Here is a 19,033-nt window from a genome sequence, read left to right on the forward strand (position 1 = left end):
ATACGCCCCACGTATGAAGCAGCTTGAAGCAAGCCCTCATGCCCCGCCCTTCAAAGCCGGCTCGGCCGCGCGCTTCCCAGAAGCGGAGTCCCCCACCCACCGCGCCAGCCACGGCGGACCGGCTCGAGCTGATGCAGACCTTCATCCGCATCGTCGACGCCGGGAGCCTGTCCTCCGCCGCCGCGCAGCTGGGCACCACGCAGCCGACGGTGAGCCGTCGGCTCCAGGCGCTGGAGCGCTCACTGGGGCTGCGGCTGCTTCAGCGCTCCACCCATGCGATGAAGCTCACCGAAGACGGCGAGCGCTGCTACGAGCGGGCGAAGGAGCTGCTGTCCAACTGGGAGATGCTCGAAGCCGAGCTGCGTGGCGCGAGCGACGAACCCGAGGGCACGCTGCGCGTCGTGGTGCCCCATGCCTTCGGCCAACAGTTGCTGGTGGAGCCGCTGACGGAATACCTGACTCGCCACGCGCGGGTATCCGTCGAATGGCTGCTGCACGACCGGGCGGTGGACTTCATCGCGGACGGTATCGATTGCGCGATCCACGTCGGCGAGGTGCATGACCCCAGCGTGGTGGCGATCCGCGTGGCCGAGGTGCCGCGCATCGTCGTGGCCGCGCCGTCGGTGCTGGCGGGCGTCCCCGTGCCGACCCATCCCGACGAGCTCGCAAGGCTGCCCTGGCTGTCACTGCGCACGTTCTATCGCAACGAGCTATCGCTGACCCACGTGGCCACCGGCGAGGTCCGGCCCATCGTCTTCCATCCGCGCGTGAGCACGGACAGCCTCTACGCCATTCGCAGCGCCGCGGTGAAGGGCCTCGGCGTCTGCGTGGCCTCGGCCTGGGTGCTCCATGAGGACCTCATGCATGGCCGGCTCCTGCACCTGGTGCCACGCTGGCGGGCCGCGCCCCTGCCAATGTATCTGCTCTATCCGTATGCTCGGTTCCATCCGGCGAGGCTGCGCAGGTTCGTGGAGCTGATGAAGGAGAAGATCCCGGCGGCCCTGGCGGTGGCAACGCGCGCCAGATGAGCCTCCGGACGGGAGAAGGACACCGATGCGCAAGGCACTGTGGGGGATGGCGGCGTTCGCGGTACTCGTCCTCGCGGTGGGAATCGTCGTGCACGGAGGCGCGCGCGAGGGCGCCACGCCGGGCGCGCGGACGGCCAGCACCGCCTCCGGGCGCGCGACGCCCGTTCCCGTTCCGGTCGCCACGCCCCGCCCCGGTGGCACCCTGCGCATCCGCGGCATCGTGCGCGATGACCGGGGTCCCGTGGCCGGCGCGCGCGTCTCCGCTACGCGCCCCGAGCCGGGACAGACCCTCTCCTCGCTGCCGTGTCCCCCCGAGGCCGTCGCGCGAGGACAGGACCCCGACCGCGCGGCCCCGGGCCTGCCCGACTGCATTGAGCAGGCCGCCGAGCTGGTGGTGGACCTCGTCCAGGCACGCGAGGGCGAGGCCCCGCTCTACGCGGAGGCCACCACCGCCACGGACGGCACCTTCGTCCTCGACGGCCTGCCTCCGGGCGCCTTCGCCCTCTGGGCCGCGTCCGAGCACGGCGCGCTGCTGCGCACCGGCATCTCCGCCGAAGCGGAGGGCGTCGAGCTGTGGCTCGCCAGGGGCACCATCCTGGAGGGCACCATCACCGGCGAGGACGGGAAGACGCCCGTGCCCGACGCGCGGGTGACGGTGCTGCACACGCGGCACACGCGCTTCTTCGACGCGCGCACGGGCCCGGATGGCCGCTTCCGCATCGGCCCGCTCCCGCCGCTGGAGAGAGGCTACGCCGCCCTCGTCACCGCGGAGGGCTGGCTGCCGGGCTTCTTCTCGAACGAGCTGCTGCCGGCCCTCGAAGGAAGGCTGTGGCTCTCGCGGCCGAGGCACCTCACCGGCCGGGTCCTCACGCCGGAGGGCACGCCCGCGCCCGGGGCCGAGGTGCGCGTCACGCCCATGGAGGAAGGGCTCGGCGGCTGGACTCAGGTGGCCACGACGGACGCGGAGGGACGCTTCGCCTTCACGTCGCTGCCTCCGGGCTCGCACACCGTGGGGGCCTCTCGCGACGGACGGCATGCCCTGGTGCCACTGAAGCTGGCCGCCCCTCCGACACCCGCGCTGGAGCTCAGGCTGGGCGAGGCCCTGTTCGCACGAGGCACGGTGCGCGACGACACCCAGCGCCCCATCGCGGGCGCGCGCGTCTCGCTCCATCCCGAGGGACGGTACGAGCGCTACTGGCATGGCGTCACCGGCATGGATGGCCGCTATGAGTTGGGCCCTCTCGCGCCCGGGGACTACTCCTTCACGCTCACGGCCCCGCGGCATGTCGACCTGGACGGAGAGGAGCGCCCCGTGGGCGCGGGCGAGGTGGACTTCACGCTCGAGCGCGCCACCTCCGTGGAGGGCCGCCTCGTGGACGACACCGGGAAGCCCGTCCCGGGCATCGAACTCGCGCTGAGGGGGCCCGGCGAAGGGGACGAGGAAGACTTCGACCCCCTGTTCGAGCGCACCACGTCGGACGTGGAGGGCCGCTTCGTGCTGGACGCGCCCACGCCTGGCAAGGCTCGCATCGACATCGACGACGACTCGTTCGTGCCGGAGAAACATCCCGTGCGGCTCCCCTCGCGAGAGGTCCAGGTCGTGCTGCACCGAGGCACCTCGGTGTCTGGCACCGTCGTGGATGCCCGGGGCAGCCCGGTCTCCGGCACGTGGGTGACGCTGTGGAAAGCGGGCGCTTCCGGCGAGAGCCCGCGTGGCCAGGGCGTGGATGAGCAGGGCCGCTTCGCGCTCCGGGGCGTGCCTCCGGGCCGCTACGTGGTGGAGGCCGTGCTCCGCGCGGAGGGCCTGGAGCGCACGGCTTCCCATACCCTGGAGCCGAGGGACGGCGAGCAGGCGGAGGTGACGCTGCGCTTCGAGGACGGGCGGACCCTCTCCGGCCTCGTCGTGGACGGCGCGGGCCAGCCCGTGGCCGACGCCATCGTCCATACCCGCCTCCCCAGCGAGCCTCCGTGGCGCAGCGACGTCGTCACCTGTGGAGTGGGCGGTCCCGAGGGCGTGCACACGGACGCGGAGGGACGCTTCACCCTCCGCCATCTCGTGGCCGCGGAGTACGGCCTCTCCGCGAGGAAGGAGGGCTACACCTTCCATCCCAGGCGCTCCCAGGGAGGACGCCCGGACGGGTATGACGTGCGCGTAGGCACGGACGCGGCGGACGTCAGGCTGAGGCTGGAGCGGCAGGGGCGCATCTCGGGACGCCTCGTGGACCCGGACGGCGCCCCGATTCCCCGCTTCCAGGTGGATGACGACACGGTGAAGGCCCCGGACGGAGCCTTCTCGCGTTCGTTCCCGGAGTCGGGCGTCCAGGCTCTCGAGCTGTCCGCGGAGGGCTTCCAGACCCAGGTGCACCGGCTGACGGTGCAGGCTGGCGTCGACGTGGACCTGGGCACGCTGCGGCTGGAGCGCGAGGCGCCGGGCGGCCCCTCCGACAGGGCAAGGCTTCGCACGAGACACCCGGTGTTTCGTCCGTCCAACGTGAATCCGGACTGAGAGCGCATCCGGCTGGACCTGGCCGGGCTGGTAACACCAGTTACCAGCCGGTAGGTGGAGTTACCAGGCGCCCGGCTGGGAGTCCTCCCAAGGGCCCGTGGAACCCCCTGAAGTCACGGGAGAGGCCCGACGCGGTTCGGCCGGCACGGGAGATGCTCTGGTGTCGGAGCGTCGGCTACCTCCAACCCCCGAGGCTCCCCATGAAGCTCCGCTCGAAGCCGTCCATCTCCCCTCCCCGGTCCTCCCCCTCCACGCCGTCCGCCTCACGGCCCCAGAGCCCTGTCTCGGCCGCGAAGCCGGACACGGCCAGCGCCCCGAAGCCCAAGGCCCCGCGGCCGTCGCCCGGCGAGCTCCAGGCGGGCAAGAACCAGCTCAAGCCGGCGGACCATGGCGTGGTGCACCCGGACCTGCCGGGCATCCGGACGCGCCGTGACAGCGGCCAGTCGGGCGCGGACTTCGCGGACTTCACGTCGGACGTGCGCAACTCCACGCACAAGCTGATGAGCAAGCCCGAGGGCCACCGGCTGATGACGGAGCTCAACGGCCGCACGCAGGCGGTGAACCCGGGCGTGTCGGGCACGCCGTACAAGCCGGTGACGGTGGCCGACATCTCCTCGGGCCGCAACGACGCGCTCATGCCGATGTCCCACGCGCCCCGCCACGATGGCACCTATGCCTCGCTGCGCCCGGCGTACCGCCAAGACGGCCAGCCCGGCGCGGGCCGGCCCAGCAACATCAAGTACAACGAGCTGGATGCGGGGCCGCGCTTCAACAGCCTGGGCCATGAGTCCGTCCACGCCTGGCGTGCTTCCAACGGCCTCCAGGTGAGCCCCCTGGCGGTCAGCAAGCACGACAACGCGGACGTGTTCCAGCGCTTCCCGTCGCACTCGGCGGACATGAAGAACACGCTCGAGACGCGCCTGCGGCTGACGGAGGAGTTCGAGACGGTGGGGCTGCGCCCCACGCCGCACACGCCCGCGGGCTGGGCGCCCAGCGAGAACAAGCTTCGCGCGGAGCATGGGCTGCCGCAGCGCCAGGACTACTCGGGCATGCGCCCCACCGGGAACCAGAACGACGTCAACCTGGGCAACTACGACGCGGGCTCGGACAACCGCAACTTCTTCCAGAAGCTGCGCGGCGAGCCCACGCCGCTGGGCCGCATCCTGGGCGACCTGGAGAAGTGAGCCCCTCGGGCTCGCGAGCGCCGAGCTGTACTGACGTGGAAGCAGTGCCGGGGCCGTCGCTTCGCCAGACATGCGAAGCGACGGCCTCGCCAGAGGGGCCAGCGCGGGTGGCAAAGGATTCCTCGGGCCCTGCCGCGCCCGCTCCGGTGCTTCAGGAAGCACTGGGGCGGAGGACCGGGCACAAAACGGGATTTCGTGATTATAAGGCGACTCGCCAACTCTCGACGAGAGCCATCACGAGCGCCCACGGCGTCTTCTCCAGGCGCGCTTGAAAACATGTTTCCAGCCCAGGGGAGCCGCATGAGCAGCAGATTCCGTCCAAGGAGCGTCGTCCAGAGCCTTGCTTCGAACACCGTGACGCTGCTGTTGGGGCTCGTGGTGCTGAGCGCCTGCGGAGGCATGGACACGGAGGGCTCCGAGAGCCCTGCCCCTGTCACCCAGGAAGCGCAGGCACTGGCGCCGGCCAACGTGCAGGCCTTCTACGCGGAGTCACGGTGGGGGACTCGCTTCGGAGTCACGGGCCCCTACTACGGCCCCTTGGGCCACCGGGGGCTCGACATCCCCGCGAGCGCCGGCCAGGCGATTCCCGCGCTGCGCTCGGGCATCGTCCGCCGCGTCCAGTACTCCTCCATCGTGGGACACACCATCGCGGTGGAGTCCGCGCCCGGTGACTTCTCCGGGTACGACCACGTCATCCGGACGCGCTTCTCGGTGGGCGACTACGTCAACCAGGGCGACATCATCGCCTACGTGGCGGGCTATGGAGATGACCATGGCTCGGCGTGGAGCGGGCCCCACCTCCACACGACCCGAGGCTCCACGAGTCTGTGCGTGTTTGGCGAGAATGTCAGCGACCCCGCGCCGCTCATCCGGAACGTGCTCGGCACCAGCACCGGCGGAGGCACCGGCACCGGCGGGGGCACCGGGGGAATCCAGGTCAGCATCGAGGAGGGGAAGACGCTCCAGCGCGTGGCCCAGCGCGGGGGCTACACGGGCCCGGTGGACGGCGTGCCCGGAGTCAACACGTGGAAGGGCGTCCAGACGGTCATCGCGGGCAAGGGCTTCTACTCCGGCCCCATCGACGGCATTCCGGGGGAGAACACCTGGAAGGGAGTCCAGCGGCTCGCCCAGCTCGGCGGGTACACGGGCCCCGTGGATGGCTACCCGGGGCAGTACACGTACGCGGGCCTCAACACCTGGCTGGCCCAGGACCCCGGGACGCCTCCCCCTTCGGGGATGACCGGTGTGTATGGGATTGACGTCGGTACGACGCAGCGGGACCTGGACTTCAATGCCATCCGAAGCGCCGGCTACCAGTTCGCGATTGTCAAAGCCGGCGGCTCCAATGTCTCTCCCCTCTACGTCGCGCCGTACTACGCCCAGCAGGTCGCCCGGGCTCGCGCGGCCGGGCTCCTCGTGGGGCACTACTGGATGGCGGGCTCGTACAACCCTGCCGGTGACGCCCAGTACTTCATGGACCACCTGTATGACCATCGACCGGGCGACCTGCTGGTGCTCGACAACGAGGCCATCGACGACGGCATCTTCTGGAACGACTCCATGACCGCGAGCTTCATGCAGGCGGTCAAGACGCGCCTGGGGAAGGCGCCGTTCCTGTACACCTACTCGAGTCTGCTCAAGGCCAACACCTGGCCGCAAACGCAGGCGGTGGGCTCGAAGCTCTGGATTGCCCATTACACGGGCACGCCGGGCAACCCGAGCATCGGGACGGCCTATCCGACGTGGGAGATCCACCAGTACACGTCGTCCGGAAACCAGAACGGGATTCCCCTCGACCTGAACGTCGCGAAGCTGTCCGCGTTCGCCGGACTGGCTCAGCCCCCGGCGGGCGCGACGCCCCCTCCGCCGGCAGCCATTCCCGGTGGGAGTTCTGGCGGAGGAGACCCCGTCATCACCGTCCAGCAGGGAACCATCCTGCAGAACCTGGCGCGCCGCGGCGGCTATACCGGCCCCATCGACGGCGTCCCGGGGACCAATACGTGGATTGGAGTCCAAAAGGTCCTGCGCACGCTGGGCTACTACGACGGGCCCGCCGACGGCGTGCCGGGCATCAACACCTACAAGGGATTGCAGCTGCTGGCGCAGGACGGTGGCTACACGGGCCCCATCGACGGCATCCCCGGGCCCAACACATACAACGGCATCCAGGCGTATCTGGACGGGTCCTCCGGCCCCGTGCCGCCCGTCACGAATGCTCAGGGGGTGACGCTGCAACGAATTGCCCGCGCGGGCGGGTACACCGGCGCGGTGGACGGCGTCCCCGGCACGAACACGTGGAAGGGTGTCCAGCAGGTCCTCGGCGGATATGGCTACTCGGGGCCCGTGGATGGCGTCATGGGCACGAACTCGTACGCGGCGCTCCAGCGCTTCGCCGCGAAGGGTGGTTACACGGGCCCCATCGACGGGGTGATGGGCACGAACTCCTGGAAGGGCGTCCAGACCGTGCTGCGAGGGTTTGGATATACGGGCCCCATTGATGGCGTCATGGGCAGCCAGTCGTACGCGGCGCTCCAGCGGGTGGCGCGCCTGGGCGGGTACATGGGCCCCGCAGATGGCGCCCTGGGCGTGAACTCGTGGCGGGGCCTGCAGACCTTCCTGAGCGGCGCCGGGTACACGGGCCCCGTCGACGGAGTCCCTGGGACGAACACATACAAGGTGCTCCAGTCCCTGGCGAGCCGGGGCGGCTACACGGGGCCGCTTGACGGCATCCCCGGGCCCAACACGTACGCGGGCCTGGCGAACCTGCTGGACTGACACCGAGGCCTTCTGACTCCGGCCCGGAGCCACAGCTCCGGGCCCCTGCTGCTACTCAATGAGTCGAGGAGACCCGGGTGCGGCACACATCCGGGACACTCTCTTGCAATGGGCCGTGGGCGCGTTTTCAGCGTGCCGGCTTCGGGACGTGCTGATCGAGCAGGATGGGATTGCCATCGGGGTCGATGAGCATGAGGCTCGCGGGGCCGGTGGAGGACTCGTCGGCGGCGGAGGAGAGCGTGAGACCACGGGCCTGGAGGGTCCGCTGGAGCTCGCGGACGTCGTCGAAGTCGGCGAGCTGTTTGGCGTTGCGGTCCCAGCCGGGGTTGAAGGTCAGGAGGTTCTTTTCGAACATGCCTTGGAAGAGGCCGATGGTGCTGGTCTCGTTCTGCATGATGAGCCAGTTCTGGGCCGGGTCGCCGCCGATGGCACTGAAGCCGAGCTTCTCGTAGAACGCGCGCGAGGCTGCGATGTCCTTGACGGCCAGGCTGACGGAAAAGTTGCCGAGGCGCATGGGTGCGGCTCCTGTGGATGGGGCGGGGGCGGCTTGGCGAGGAGGCGCCGCTGCGCAGCCGCTCAGGGTGAGGGCAAGCAGTACGCCGTTGAGGATTCGAGGCATCGAGTGCTCCAGGGCCGCTGAATGCGGCCGCTGCTCGGCATGGTACCTGATGCCTGCAGAGCCAGACCGGCCGCACTCCTCGAAGCGGGTGCGAAGCGACTCGCAGGAGGTGACGAGTTGGATGCGGGCCCGCTCGCCCAGGGGCCCCGGCTCGAAGTCCCTGTGCTCCCCCACGCGCGCGGTGGTCAGCTCACCGCCGAATCCGCGGCGCTCTCCGGCGCCAGACGCATGGGCTGCGCTTCGCCGTAGGTGAGCGAGCGCCACAGCCACTCGGCCGGGCCGAAGCGGAAGCGCGACAGCCACACGTGGCTGAAGCCCACCTGGAGCGCGAAGATGGCCAGCGAGAGTGCCAGGGAGCGCGACGGCGGCAGCTGGCCCACGAGGCCCAGCCCCCACCCGTTGTAGAGCCAGGTACTCACCACGGACTCCAGCAGGTAGTGGGTGAGCGCCATGCGCCCCACCGGGGCCAGCACCTGCATGCTCCTGCGCCACCGCTCGCGATGGAAGAGCAAGGCGAAGGCGGCCACGTACACCGCGGCCAGCCCCAGATAGCCCAGCTCCTGGATGGCGGGCAGGACCACCATCCAGGCGTCCTTCGCCGGGTCCACCAACCCCGCGAGGCGCAGGTGCTGCACCACCACCCCCGCGCCATTGCCCAGCACGCCCAGCACCAGCCCCCAGCCGAGCAGCCGGCGGTGCCAGCGGCGGTTGCGCTCCACCTCCTGCATCAGCAGATGCCGCCCCGCGAGCAGGCCCAACAGGAAGTGACCCAGGATGCCCGCCGTGTAGATCAGGCGGTGGGCCGACGGGAGTGAGACCCTGAGGAAGTAGCGCGCGTTCTCCTTCTGGGTCGTCCAGAAAGAGTCGCTGGAGAGGCCCACGAGGAACCGTGCCCGAAGCTGGGCGGTGTCCGCGTCCCGGGCCTTCGCCGCCTCGGCCGCGGCCTGCGCGCCGTGCAGCACGATGGGACCGAAGTGCTGGATGACGGGGACCAGCAGCGGCACCGCCACCAGCATCATCAGCACCCAGGCCACCACCGTCCGGTCCGAGCGCTGACGGAACAGCAGCAGCACGAAGCCCACCACCGCATAGGTGGAGAGGATGTCGCCGGCCCACACCCCGAAGAGGTGCATCAGGCCGATGCCCAGCAGCACCCGCAGCCGCCGCGAGTACAGCGGGACGATGGGACTTCCCCGGGCCGCCGCGCGCGCGAGCTGGATGGAGAAGCCCAACCCGAACAGGAAGGAGAACAGGGTGACGAACTTCTGGTTCACGAAGAAGGTGAAGAGGGTCGTGACGGCGGCCTCGAGCGGAGGTGCCGCCATCGCCCGGGCCTGCTCGCGCGGCAGAAAGGAGCGACCGCTGAACCAGGTGAGGGTGTTGGCGACGAAGACGCCGCACAGCGCGAAGCCGCGCAGCGCGTCCAGCAGTGTCACCCGCTCGGAGACATCCACCGGGCGGACCACGGCCCCGGGAGCCGACACGAGGGCGGTGGGTTCGGACATGCCTCCAGCAGACGCCCACATGCTCCCCGCGTCCAGCAACCCTCCGTGCCACCCTTCGTGAAGTCCCCCTGGCCAGGTCCCAAGGATTCCCAGATATGACATTCATTGCTCGCCCACCGCCCCCGACGCGGTGTGTCCCGAACACCCGGGGGGTCGTGTCCGTGAGTCAGGTGGCCTTGAACCTCGTGGTAGGCAAACCAGCCCCTCAACACCCTCCAGGACTGACATCTCCCACCCGCCCTCCAGCATCCGGCCAGGATGCGCTTCATGACGGAGAGCAGACAGGCCTCCCCTGCCTGTAGGATGCCATTCGGGGGGTACCTGAAATGACAGCCATCACGAAAGTCCTGCGAGAGCTGTTCGATGAGCGTTTCCCGATGTCAGGCTATGCGGACCCGGAACCCACCGCGTTCCAGCCCGCGCCGCTTTTGGCATTCGCGACGCGGTTCACGGAGGCCTATGCCGCGGAGTCGCAGCAGGTGGATGCGCCCTTCGCATTCTCGTGGAGGGCCTTGATGGCACACTCACGGGAGGTCTACGCCGCCGTGGGTTCCCTCCTCACCATCGAGTTCACGCAGAGGACGGTCTACTTCAGCCCCGAGGACATCCTCGCGGACGTCGAGCGCGGGCGGCTCGAGATCAACACCGAGCACTGCGACCACCCGCTCTGGACGCCGGAAGAGAACCTCATCTTCCGCGTCGTCCACGACCTCTTGCCGCACGTCCTGTACCTCCGGCCCTTCTCGCTGGAAGGAGAGGTGCTCTCGTTTCACGACCACGTCCGGAGAGCACCACCCGAGGCACGGCTGGCGCTGTTCACGGAGATCTTCGGCTACGCCGCCATCCGCTACTCCACCGGCGTGTACCCGGACGTGCAGCGATGCATTGCCTTTCCAGCGCTGCTCGCCGACTACGAAGCGAGCTTCCTACCGCCGAAAACCCACGCGGCATAGACGGGCGAGGCCCCGTCAGTCCTCGTCCCACCAGCGTCCGTCACGCCCACCCGGCTCCTGCCTGTTCGTGCAACCCGGGTTGATTCGCCGCCAGCATCGCGTCCCAGAGCAGCTTCTCGGAGACGAGGGGAGAGGAGTCCGCGCCCATGCAGACCCAGCCCGCTTCACCCACCGCCCCCGACGCGGTGTGTCCCGAACACCCGGGTGCGCCGTCCACCGGGACGTGCCTGCGCTGCGGCCGCTTCGTCTGCGCGGGCTGCCCGCTCCAGGAGGAGAGCTGCTCCGCGTGCCATCGCAGGCAGCACTGAGCGCTCCTGCCGACCACCGTGGGCGTGGTGGGCAAGCTGGCTGCTCCAGTTCGTCCTCAACCGCGTCTCGGAGGTGGTGATGTTGCTGACGACCGAGGCGGACCCGGGGAGTCTTCGCCGGGCCCTGCTCACCACCGCCGCAGCGGAGCTGCTCTCCGTGGTGGCCGCGGTGCTCGGCATCCACACCGTCCGGGCCGTCCAGCTCCAGCTCGAAGCGCGCAGGGCCGAGGCCGCCGCTTCGTGAGACGTGCCGGGGACGACGTGAAGCGCCCCCTGCCCCACTCCGAGCTGTGCACGTCGATGCCGATGAACTCCATGGCCCACTCCCCCTACCTCGGCGCTCTTGTTCGCGCCGCGGCGTCAGGGCTCGTTGAGGATGACGAGGCCCCGGGGGACGTTCGCCGTGTACACGTACCCGTCTCCGGGCACGCGGATGCCGTAGGTGCCCTGGAAGATGTTGTCCGTGGCTTCGGGGTGGCTCTCCTGGAACGTGTTGAAGTGGGCCACCTGGCGCGGGCGCGTGGGGTTGGAGACGTCCAGCACGCGCACCCCGTCCAGGTACCAGGCGACGTACAGCCGCTTGCCCACCAGCAGCATGTTGTGGACGGAGGTGACGGGGCGCATGCGGAACTCGCCCATCTTCACGATGCGCTCGGGGCTGGAGACGTCCAGCACGCGGACGTGGGAGGAGTTGAACTCGGTGCCCTCGAAGGCGATGGTGCGGCCGGCGAAGGTGCCCACCGCGCTGTGGTGCGCATAGCCGCCGTGCACGTAGGCGCCCAGGTTGCGCACGTTGTCCAGGTCGGTGACGTCCAGCACCGCGTAGCCGCCATAGGAGTTGCTGACGTAGAGGCGCCCGCCGTAGGCGAAGGCGTCATGCGCGCCGCTGCCGCCGAGGCCGCCGTCGGACGGCGGCAAGATGCTCTGGCGCAGCACGGGCTCCAGGGGCCGCGAGACGTCGAAGACGAGCAGCATCTCTCCGCCGGACATGGCGTAGAGCCGGTCCCCGTCGACGAGCACGGTATGCGCGCCGAAGTCGCCGCCGCCCGGCAGGCTGCGCACGAACCGGGGAAACGCGGGGTCGGTGATGTCGAAGAGGACGACGCCCGTGGCGGAGCTGGCGACGTAGAGGGCATCGCCCTTCGCCCAGACGCCGTTCCAGGAGTTGTCGCCGGGCAGGCTGATGGTCGTCTTGAGGACGGGGTGCGCCCGGTCCTTCACGTCGAAGACGGTGAGCCCGCCGAGCCGCCCGAACTTCGGCAGGGAGACGACGTAGGCGTGCTCCTTGGCCACGTAGACGTCGACGGACTCGCCCAGGGGCACGGGCGCCTCGGAGACGAGCCGCATGCCGCCCGAGGACTCCGCCTCGCCCGCTGGCCACGTCATCCGGTGCGCCTCGAAGGTGCCCGTCTGGGAGAAGCGGCCATCACGGCAGCGGGCGTAGCAGCCGGTGACGATGCCCGGCGAGGGCACCTTGCAGCCCATCAGCGCGGTGAGGGTGGTGACGTTGAGGAAGGTGCGCTCCGTGGAGAGGAAGAAGGCGCCGCCGTCGGTGTTGCGCACCCGGAAGGGCGAGGCGTTGAAGGTGCCGCCGCCGTCCGCCTCCAGCTTGAAGCCAACGGGCAGGGCGCTGATGCGCGTGCCGCCGTCCGACAAGCGCGTCTCCGCGCGCTGCTCACCCAGGTAGACGCCAGAGGCCCCCACGCTGGCGAGCGCGTCCGGGTCGCACTGGGACACGTCGAAGCGGGCCAGGTCCTCGCACGAGAGGGAAGCGGGCGCGCTCTGCGAGTCGAAGGTGCACGGCGCGAAGCGGCCCCGGTCCAACCAGTCGCCCCTCTCCTCCAGCTCCGTGTAGGTGCCGTCCCAGTCCGGAAGGGAGCCGGCGTCGGTGCCGGAGTCCTCCGTGGGCACGGAGGTGCCGGCGTCGGGAGCGGGGTCGGGCTCCTTGTCACAGCCGGAGAGGACGGACAATGACAGGACACACGCGGACAGCAGTGGCCGGAGGGATGGCGGGGCAAGTCTCATCATGGCGCCTCGTGAGCAGGAGCCCCCTCGCGAGTGGGGGGCCTGCTCCTCCTACGGAGTGAGGCGCGGGAGTTCCCCCCCAGGCGTCCCGATGGTTGCCGCGTGAAGGGGACTTCCGCCCCGGGGCGGGAAAGGCGCTACGGGAGCCTCCACTGGCGCCAGCGTTGCAGGGTGCCAGTGACGGCCTCAGCTGAAAACAAAACTCCGTGGCACCTTGAGCGCGGCCTGGGCAGGCGTGTACCCCAAGGGGGCTCAAGCGGCCTGTCCACCGGCCGGGAGCATCGCGCGTGTAGAGCGACAGCAAAATTGCCCCCCTCGGCCCCTCCGCTCCAGCCCGCCCCCTCAACATGGCCTCTATTCCGCCAATACGTACACCAGGGCGCGCCTCCAGGAAGGCCCTCCAGGTGTCGCTGGTGGGCCTTCAGACTTTTCAGGACGCGCGCGGCCGAGGACTCCACCGGCGTACTCCCCAACCCTCAACTTTTCGGCCGCACGCGTCGCAGGGAGTGGGCTCGAAGTCAGGGAGCTCATGGCGACCCATCACCAGGAATCCGCGCTTCCTGGTGACCATCAACACCCTCCCGGCGAATGTGACGCGCCCTGAGCGCCACGCCCGCTTGCACAGCCCGGCTGCCTCCCAGCAGCGACCCTCCCCTCCCTCTCTGCTCCAGCCCGCCTTTGGGGGCCTCCGGCCACGACGTCCAGAAGCGTCACAAGTTCCCTGGCGCAGACTCCATCTACCGACCTGAGAACACTCGGGTGCAGCCCCTACCTCATGGAGTCATGTATGAAGGTTCATCAATTGTTTGTTTTGGGGGCACTGATCACTAGCGCGCTGTCTCTTCCCGCCTTTGCAACAGGCGGCCAGAGTTCGGCACAGCCTCTGCAGACCACCGCACCGGGCGCGATTTATGCCATCAACGACGCGGGCGCCCTGCTGTGGTACCGGCATGACGGGCGAGACGACGGCAGCTTCAGATGGGCTCCCAACTCAGGCAGAAGGGTGGGCAACGGCTGGAATTTCAAGCAGGTGTTTCCAGGCGGCGACGGCGTGATTTACGCCATCACCGATGCGGGTGACCTGCTGTGGTACCGGCATGACGGGCGAGGCGACGGCAGCTTCAGATGGGCTCCCAACTCAGGCAGCAGGGTGGGCAACGGCTGGAATTTCAAGCAGGTCTTTTCAGGCGGCGACGGCGTGATTTACGCCATCAATGATGCGGGCGACCTGCTGTGGTACCGGCATGACGGGCGAGGCGACGGCAGCTTCAGATGGGCCTCCAACTCAGGCAGCAGGGTGGGCAACGGCTGGAATTTCAAGCAGGTCTTTTCAGGCGGCGACGGCGTGATTTACGCCATCAACGATACGGACGATCTGCTGTGGTACCGGCATGACGGGCGAGGCGATGGCAGCAGCAGATGGGCCTCCAACTCAGGCAGCGACGTGGGCAACGAATGGCGTTACAAGCACGTGTTTTCAGGCGGCGACGGCGTGATTTACGCCATCAACGATGCGGAGGACCTGCTGTGGCTCCGGCATGACGGGCGAGGCGATGGCAGCGTGCGGTGGGCCTCCAACACAGGCGTCAGGGCGGGCAACGGCTGGCATTTCAAGCAGGTCTTTTCGCAATAAGGGGAGCCGTGGAAGGTGTCAGACCTGGCACCTTCCACGGCCTACGTGCTGGTGTCGAGCAAGAGCACAAGGGCCAACACCCGCGTGACTGCACGGTCGTGGTAGGGACGGCCCTCGACGGGCCGCCACCCGCACAGACGAGAACACTGGTGAGTTCGTGTGGGGCAAAGAGGTCTCCCGAGGAGAGGTTCCCAGCGCGGAGGTTCATGCCTCCGGTACCTGTGGCGCGGCGGCAAGGTGCAGCAACGGAACCATCGTTTCCTGTTCGGGGACGAGCAATTGTTACTCTTTCACCCTGTGCTACGCGACCTGCGACGGCGTCGATTACTGGTGCAAGCGCAACCCCGGTCAGGCGCCGCCCTGCCCCTGATGTGAGTGGTTGGAAATGGCGGCGCTGGAGCATGTGTCACTCCAGCGCTGCGAAAAGGCTGGCAGCCCGGCGCCAACGCCTACCACCCCATACGACCCCACGAGATCGACCAGCGCGACCCGTCCCGGCGCGCGTATCTGGCGTGGTTCGAAATCTGGTTCGCGACGCGCAGGTGGTGCCTGCCCAGCCGTAATCGACGTCCCCATGCGAGAGTGGCGGCATGACTCGTCGTGGCACCTCTCCGGCACCGCCATCCGACAGTGAATGGAGTGAGCTCGAGCACTCGCTCGTGACGTCCTGGCGCCTGGACGCGCTGGCCGTCCAGGCGGACCGCCTCCAGCAGCGGGGAGACCCTCGCGGCGAGCTGATGGCCCTGGACCTGAACCCCACTCCCGAGGACCGGGGCTGGCGGCACCGACGGCACGAACTGCTCACCACCTGGCTGGGCGAGCCGCTCGCGGCCCGCGCGGGACACCTCGTCCAGCATGGCTTCATCCACGCGCTTCGCGATGACCGCTTCCATCCTCCGGGCTTGCTCGACGGTCCGCTGGGGACCTTCGTCCGGCGCTACACGGTGCGCGGTGATGAGCAGGCGCTGGCACGACTCGCGAGCCGTCCAAGGCCCTGGCTGGTTCAGCTCACCTTCATGCCTGGCGGCCCCGCCGTGCGCGTCAGCGACACGGTGCGAGACGCACTCATCGCCGCGACGCCCCATCTCCAGGAGCTTCACCTGCTGGGGGCACGTCCTCCGTTCGACGCCTTTCCCCATCCCGCGGTCCGTCGTGTGTCCCTTGGACAGCAGAACCTCCCAGCGGAACGAAACACCCTCATTGTTCCGGAAGGCGTCGAAGTGCTCGGCTGTCCTCACGCGGAAGGTCGCCGCGGCCCCTGGGTGGAGAACTCGGAGCTGGAGCTCGCGCTCGAGGCGGTCCACGAGCAGCATGATTGCGGCCGGCTCCAGGAGTCCCATGGCGAGTACTTCGCCGAGGTGGGCTCTCTGCCCGCGCTGCTCGCGCGCCTGCGCTCCGCGGGGCTCGTCACGATGGACGGCCCTCTCGTCAGGTTGACGACGGCGGGGCGTGTCCTGCGCAACCTGGAGCCCCTTCGCGCGCCTCGCCTCTCCTCGGCGCAGCTCGACTTCGGCCGTTGGATTCTCTGGGCGGGGGCGCGCCGACGGACAGGTGAACATGACGAGGTGTTCATCGACACCCTGCGCAGTCACATCCCATGGCTCGAACAGTGTCTCGCGCACGTCCCCCTCGACAAGAGCGTCCAGGACACGCTGGTGAGCTATCGCCGCTTCCTCATCGACACGCTGATTCCAGCCGATGAGCACGAGGTCCGCGCGTTCGATTCGCCCGGTGCTCTCGCCGAGGCCGTGGAGACGCTGTTGGAGCTGGAGGACCTGGACCTGGAGTTCCTCCACGAGGCCAACCCCTTGGCCAACGAGGCGCTCCTGGGCCTGGAAGCCGCACTCGACTCCACGCTGGCTCCCAGCCAGGCCCTCTTCCACCTCGTGTGGGGCAGATGACCGCCGCCGAGGGGGCCGCGCCTCACCAGAGCTGGAGCGGCGTCGGAGAGAATCCCGACCTGCCGTTTCCAAACTGTCCGTAGAGGTTCAAGCCCCAGGCGTGGACAGTGCCATTCACCCTCACCGCCAGCGAGTGATAGTGGCCCGCGGACAGGGCCACCACGCCGGCGAAGCCCGGCACCTTGACCGCTGTCACCCGAGTGGTCCGCGTCGCGTCCCCCAGCTGGCCATAGGTATTGATGCCCCAGGCCGAGAGGGTGGCATCCGATATCAGGGCCAACGAGTAACGCTGGCCCGCCGCCAGGGCCGTCGCCCCGGCGACGCCTGGCACCTGGACGGGCAGCAGCCGCCGGGTCACCGTTCCGTCCCCCAGCTGGCCATAGGCATTGTCGCCCCAGGCCCACACGGTGCCACCCGTCTTCACCGCCAGCGAGTGGTCGGAGCCCGCCGCCAGGGCCACCGCGCCGGTGAGGCTCGTCACCCGGACCGGCGCCAGCCGCTGGGTGGTCGTCCCATTTCCCAGCTGGCCATAGGTGTTGGAGCCCCAGGCCCAGACGCTGCCGTCCGACCTCAGCGCCAGCGCGTGGTACGCGCCGGGGGACGTCGCCATGGCCGTCACTCCAGTGAGGCCGGACACCTGGGTGGGTGTCGCCCGGGGAAGACCCGTTCCATCCCCGACCTGCCCCTCGGCATTGCGCCCCCAGGCCCAGAGGGTGCCGTCCGTCTTCAACGCCAGCGAGAAGCCGCTTCCCACCGCCACGGCCCTCACGCCGGTGAGCCCCGCCACCTGGATGGGAACCAAGCTCGCGGTGGTGCTCCCATCGCCCAGCTGCCCCTGGGCGTTGTCGCCCCAGGCCCAGACGGTGCCGTCCGTCTTCACCGCCAGCGAGTGGTAGAACCCCGTCGACACGTCGGCGACACCCGTGAGCCCGGGGACCTGGGTGGGCGTCACCTGCCGCGTGACGGTTCCATCTCCCAGCTGCCCCGAGCTGTTGTTCCCGGAGCTCCAGACGGTGCCGTCCGTCTTCAACACCAGCGAGTGATACAGGCCTCCCACGGCCCGCTGGGCGCCGGTGAACTGGGTGGCGGAGGGGTACGCGGCCTCGGCGGCGCCCAGGTTCCCGTACTCCAACGTGTCGTGACGGCCCCAGGCCCAGGCGGTGCCGTCCTGCTTCAGCACCAGCGAGTGATAGCGGCCCACCCCCAGGGCCGTCACGTTGGTGAGACCCGGCACCTGCGTAGGCGTCAGCTTGATGCCGCCGGTCCCATCTCCCATCAGCCCATAGGAGTTGTTGCCCCAGGCCCAGACGGTGCCGTCCGTCTTCAACGCCACCGAATAATGTTCGCCCGAGTCCATGAACGCGACGCCGGTGAGGCCGGGAATCTGCGTGGGCGTCAGCCGCCGGCTCATCGTCGCATCCCCGAGCCCGAGCACGCCGTACAAGTTGTCACCCCAGACCCAGGCGGTGCCATCCGACTTCACCGCCATGACGTGGGAGTGACCTGCATTCAAGACCACCACGCCGGTGAGGCCCGGCACCGGCGCGGGCGTCAGCCGGCTCGTGGTCGTCCCATTCCCCAGTTGCCCGTACGTGTTGTCACCCCAGGCCCAGACGGTGCCGTCCGCCCTCAGCGCCACCGAGAAGGCATAGCCTCCCGACACGGCCGTCGCCAGGGACAGGCCCGGCACCTGCGTGGGCGTCAGCCGCTGGGTGGTCGTTCCATCCCCGAGCTGCCCCTCGGCATTGCGCCCCCAGGCCCAGACGGTGCCGTCCGACTTCAGCGCCAGCGAGTGACTGAAGCTCCCCGCCAGGGCCGCCACGCCCGTGAGGCCCGGCACCTGCTTGGGCGAAAGCCGCCCGGTGGTGGTCCCGTCCCCCAGCTGCCCGTAGGTGTTGTAGCCCCACACCCACGCGGTGCCATCCGCTCGCCGCGCGAGCGAGTAGCCGCTGCCCACCGCCACCGCCGTCACGCCGGTGAGGCCCGGCACCTGCGCGGGCGTCCCCCGGTGGGTGGTCGTCCCATCCCCGAGGTCTCCTCCATAGTTGATGCCCCAGGACCACACCGTGCCGTCCGGCTTCAACACCAGGTTGTGGGACTCCACCGCGAGCGTGCCCTGCGCCGCCAGTCTCCACTGCTGCGTCCGTACCTCCTCCGTGCCCGGGAGCGGCTCCCCTCCCCCACAGCTGAACCCCGCCACCACCACGCACACCAGCCAGACGGCCCTGACGACAGAGGACACGGCGTGATTCCTTGCGCTCATGGACACCCTCCTGGAGGTACGGCGGGCATTTCCGTACTCCAGTTGCACCTTCAACAGGAAGGGCCGTCCCGATTTTTCTGTATGTGAGTCCAGCCGTGCCCCGACTTCTTCCGTATCACTGTTGCGGATGAGCTCCGCGGCTCGAGCCACCCCGCGGGATTGAGCATTAACCTTTGAGCCTGGCGGGGGTTAGTCTCTGCATATGACTCCTTCTTCCTGGAAATCGTTCCGAGTCCTGCTTGTCTCCGTGGCGCTGCTGTCTTCGTTGGCCCGGGCTGAGAAGCCCGACAGTCGGGCGGATCGAGCTGCGCGTGCGGCGTGCATCAGCGAGGC

The 19,033-nt window shown here is 69.3% G+C and carries 13 protein-coding genes; 8 read left to right on the top strand and 5 right to left on the bottom strand.

All coding sequences use genetic code 11. The features are described from left to right. Nucleotides 1–38 precede the first annotated feature (38 nt). The 4 genes from G4D86_RS20505 to G4D86_RS20520 all read left to right on the top strand — a co-directional run bounded on the left by G4D86_RS20505 (nucleotide 39) and on the right by G4D86_RS20520 (nucleotide 7,493). Nucleotides 39–1,028: a LysR family transcriptional regulator gene (locus G4D86_RS20505; RefSeq protein WP_240360372.1), complete on the top strand. Its 990-nt coding sequence runs from the start codon at nucleotides 39–41 to the stop codon at nucleotides 1,026–1,028. A gap of 25 nt (nucleotides 1,029–1,053) precedes the next feature. Beyond that, complete coding sequence (locus G4D86_RS20510) at nucleotides 1,054–3,534, top strand: carboxypeptidase-like regulatory domain-containing protein (protein WP_163995680.1); 2,481 nt, start codon at nucleotides 1,054–1,056, stop codon at nucleotides 3,532–3,534. 200 nt (nucleotides 3,535–3,734) lie between these two features. After that, nucleotides 3,735–4,718: a M91 family zinc metallopeptidase gene (locus G4D86_RS20515; protein WP_163995681.1), complete on the top strand. Its 984-nt coding sequence runs from the start codon at nucleotides 3,735–3,737 to the stop codon at nucleotides 4,716–4,718. A gap of 300 nt (nucleotides 4,719–5,018) precedes the next feature. Next, nucleotides 5,019–7,493 (top strand): GH25 family lysozyme, encoded by a 2,475-nt coding sequence (locus G4D86_RS20520; protein ID WP_163995682.1) that lies wholly within the window; start codon nucleotides 5,019–5,021, stop codon nucleotides 7,491–7,493. Between the two features lie 127 nt (nucleotides 7,494–7,620). Here the strand turns inward: G4D86_RS20520 and G4D86_RS20525 are convergent, their stop codons facing one another. Together G4D86_RS20525 and G4D86_RS20530 are read right to left on the bottom strand one after the other, a co-directional pair. Continuing rightward, complete coding sequence (locus G4D86_RS20525) at nucleotides 7,621–8,007, bottom strand: VOC family protein (protein ID WP_163995683.1); 387 nt, start codon at nucleotides 8,005–8,007, stop codon at nucleotides 7,621–7,623. Nucleotides 8,008–8,297: 290 nt separating this feature from the next. After that, nucleotides 8,298–9,617, bottom strand: a complete 1,320-nt coding sequence (locus G4D86_RS20530; protein WP_163995684.1) for a DUF418 domain-containing protein — start codon at nucleotides 9,615–9,617, stop codon at nucleotides 8,298–8,300. A gap of 515 nt (nucleotides 9,618–10,132) precedes the next feature. Here G4D86_RS20530 and G4D86_RS20535 point away from each other — a divergent pair. After that, a complete protein-coding gene (locus tag G4D86_RS20535) occupies nucleotides 10,133–10,570 on the top strand; it encodes a hypothetical protein (protein ID WP_240360373.1) in 438 nt (145 codons plus the stop codon). A 40-nt stretch (nucleotides 10,571–10,610) separates the two neighbouring features. On the opposite strand, the gene G4D86_RS53000 is transcribed toward G4D86_RS20535, so the two are convergent. Further along, nucleotides 10,611–10,913 (bottom strand): hypothetical protein, encoded by a 303-nt coding sequence (locus G4D86_RS53000; protein ID WP_240360406.1) that lies wholly within the window; start codon nucleotides 10,911–10,913, stop codon nucleotides 10,611–10,613. Between G4D86_RS53000 and G4D86_RS53005 the strand changes: the two genes are divergently transcribed. Beyond that, nucleotides 10,862–11,122: a DUF4328 domain-containing protein gene (locus tag G4D86_RS53005; RefSeq protein ID WP_240360400.1), complete on the top strand. Its 261-nt coding sequence runs from the start codon at nucleotides 10,862–10,864 to the stop codon at nucleotides 11,120–11,122. The genes G4D86_RS53000 and G4D86_RS53005 overlap by 52 nt on opposite strands. 116 nt (nucleotides 11,123–11,238) lie before the next feature. On the opposite strand, the gene G4D86_RS20545 is transcribed toward G4D86_RS53005, so the two are convergent. Further along, entirely contained in the window at nucleotides 11,239–12,903 is a 1,665-nt protein-coding gene (locus G4D86_RS20545) for an LVIVD repeat-containing protein (RefSeq protein WP_163995983.1), read from the bottom strand. Between the two features lie 787 nt (nucleotides 12,904–13,690). On the opposite strand from G4D86_RS20545, the gene G4D86_RS20550 reads away from it, so the two are divergent. Together G4D86_RS20550 and G4D86_RS20555 are read left to right on the top strand one after the other, a co-directional pair. Further along, a complete protein-coding gene (locus G4D86_RS20550; protein WP_163995686.1) occupies nucleotides 13,691–14,536 on the top strand; it encodes a tachylectin-related carbohydrate-binding protein in 846 nt (281 codons plus the stop codon). A gap of 659 nt (nucleotides 14,537–15,195) precedes the next feature. Beyond that, nucleotides 15,196–16,437 (top strand): hypothetical protein, encoded by a 1,242-nt coding sequence (locus G4D86_RS20555; RefSeq protein WP_163995687.1) that lies wholly within the window; start codon nucleotides 15,196–15,198, stop codon nucleotides 16,435–16,437. Nucleotides 16,438–16,459: 22 nt separating this feature from the next. Here the strand turns inward: G4D86_RS20555 and G4D86_RS20560 are convergent, their stop codons facing one another. Continuing rightward, nucleotides 16,460–18,700 (bottom strand): RCC1 domain-containing protein, encoded by a 2,241-nt coding sequence (locus G4D86_RS20560; protein ID WP_163995688.1) that lies wholly within the window; start codon nucleotides 18,698–18,700, stop codon nucleotides 16,460–16,462. Nucleotides 18,701–19,033: the final 333 nt, after the last annotated feature.

Origin of the sequence: Pyxidicoccus caerfyrddinensis, assembly GCF_010894405.1 — a bacterium.
In the GTDB taxonomy this organism is placed as follows: Bacteria; Myxococcota; Myxococcia; order Myxococcales; family Myxococcaceae; genus Myxococcus; species Myxococcus caerfyrddinensis.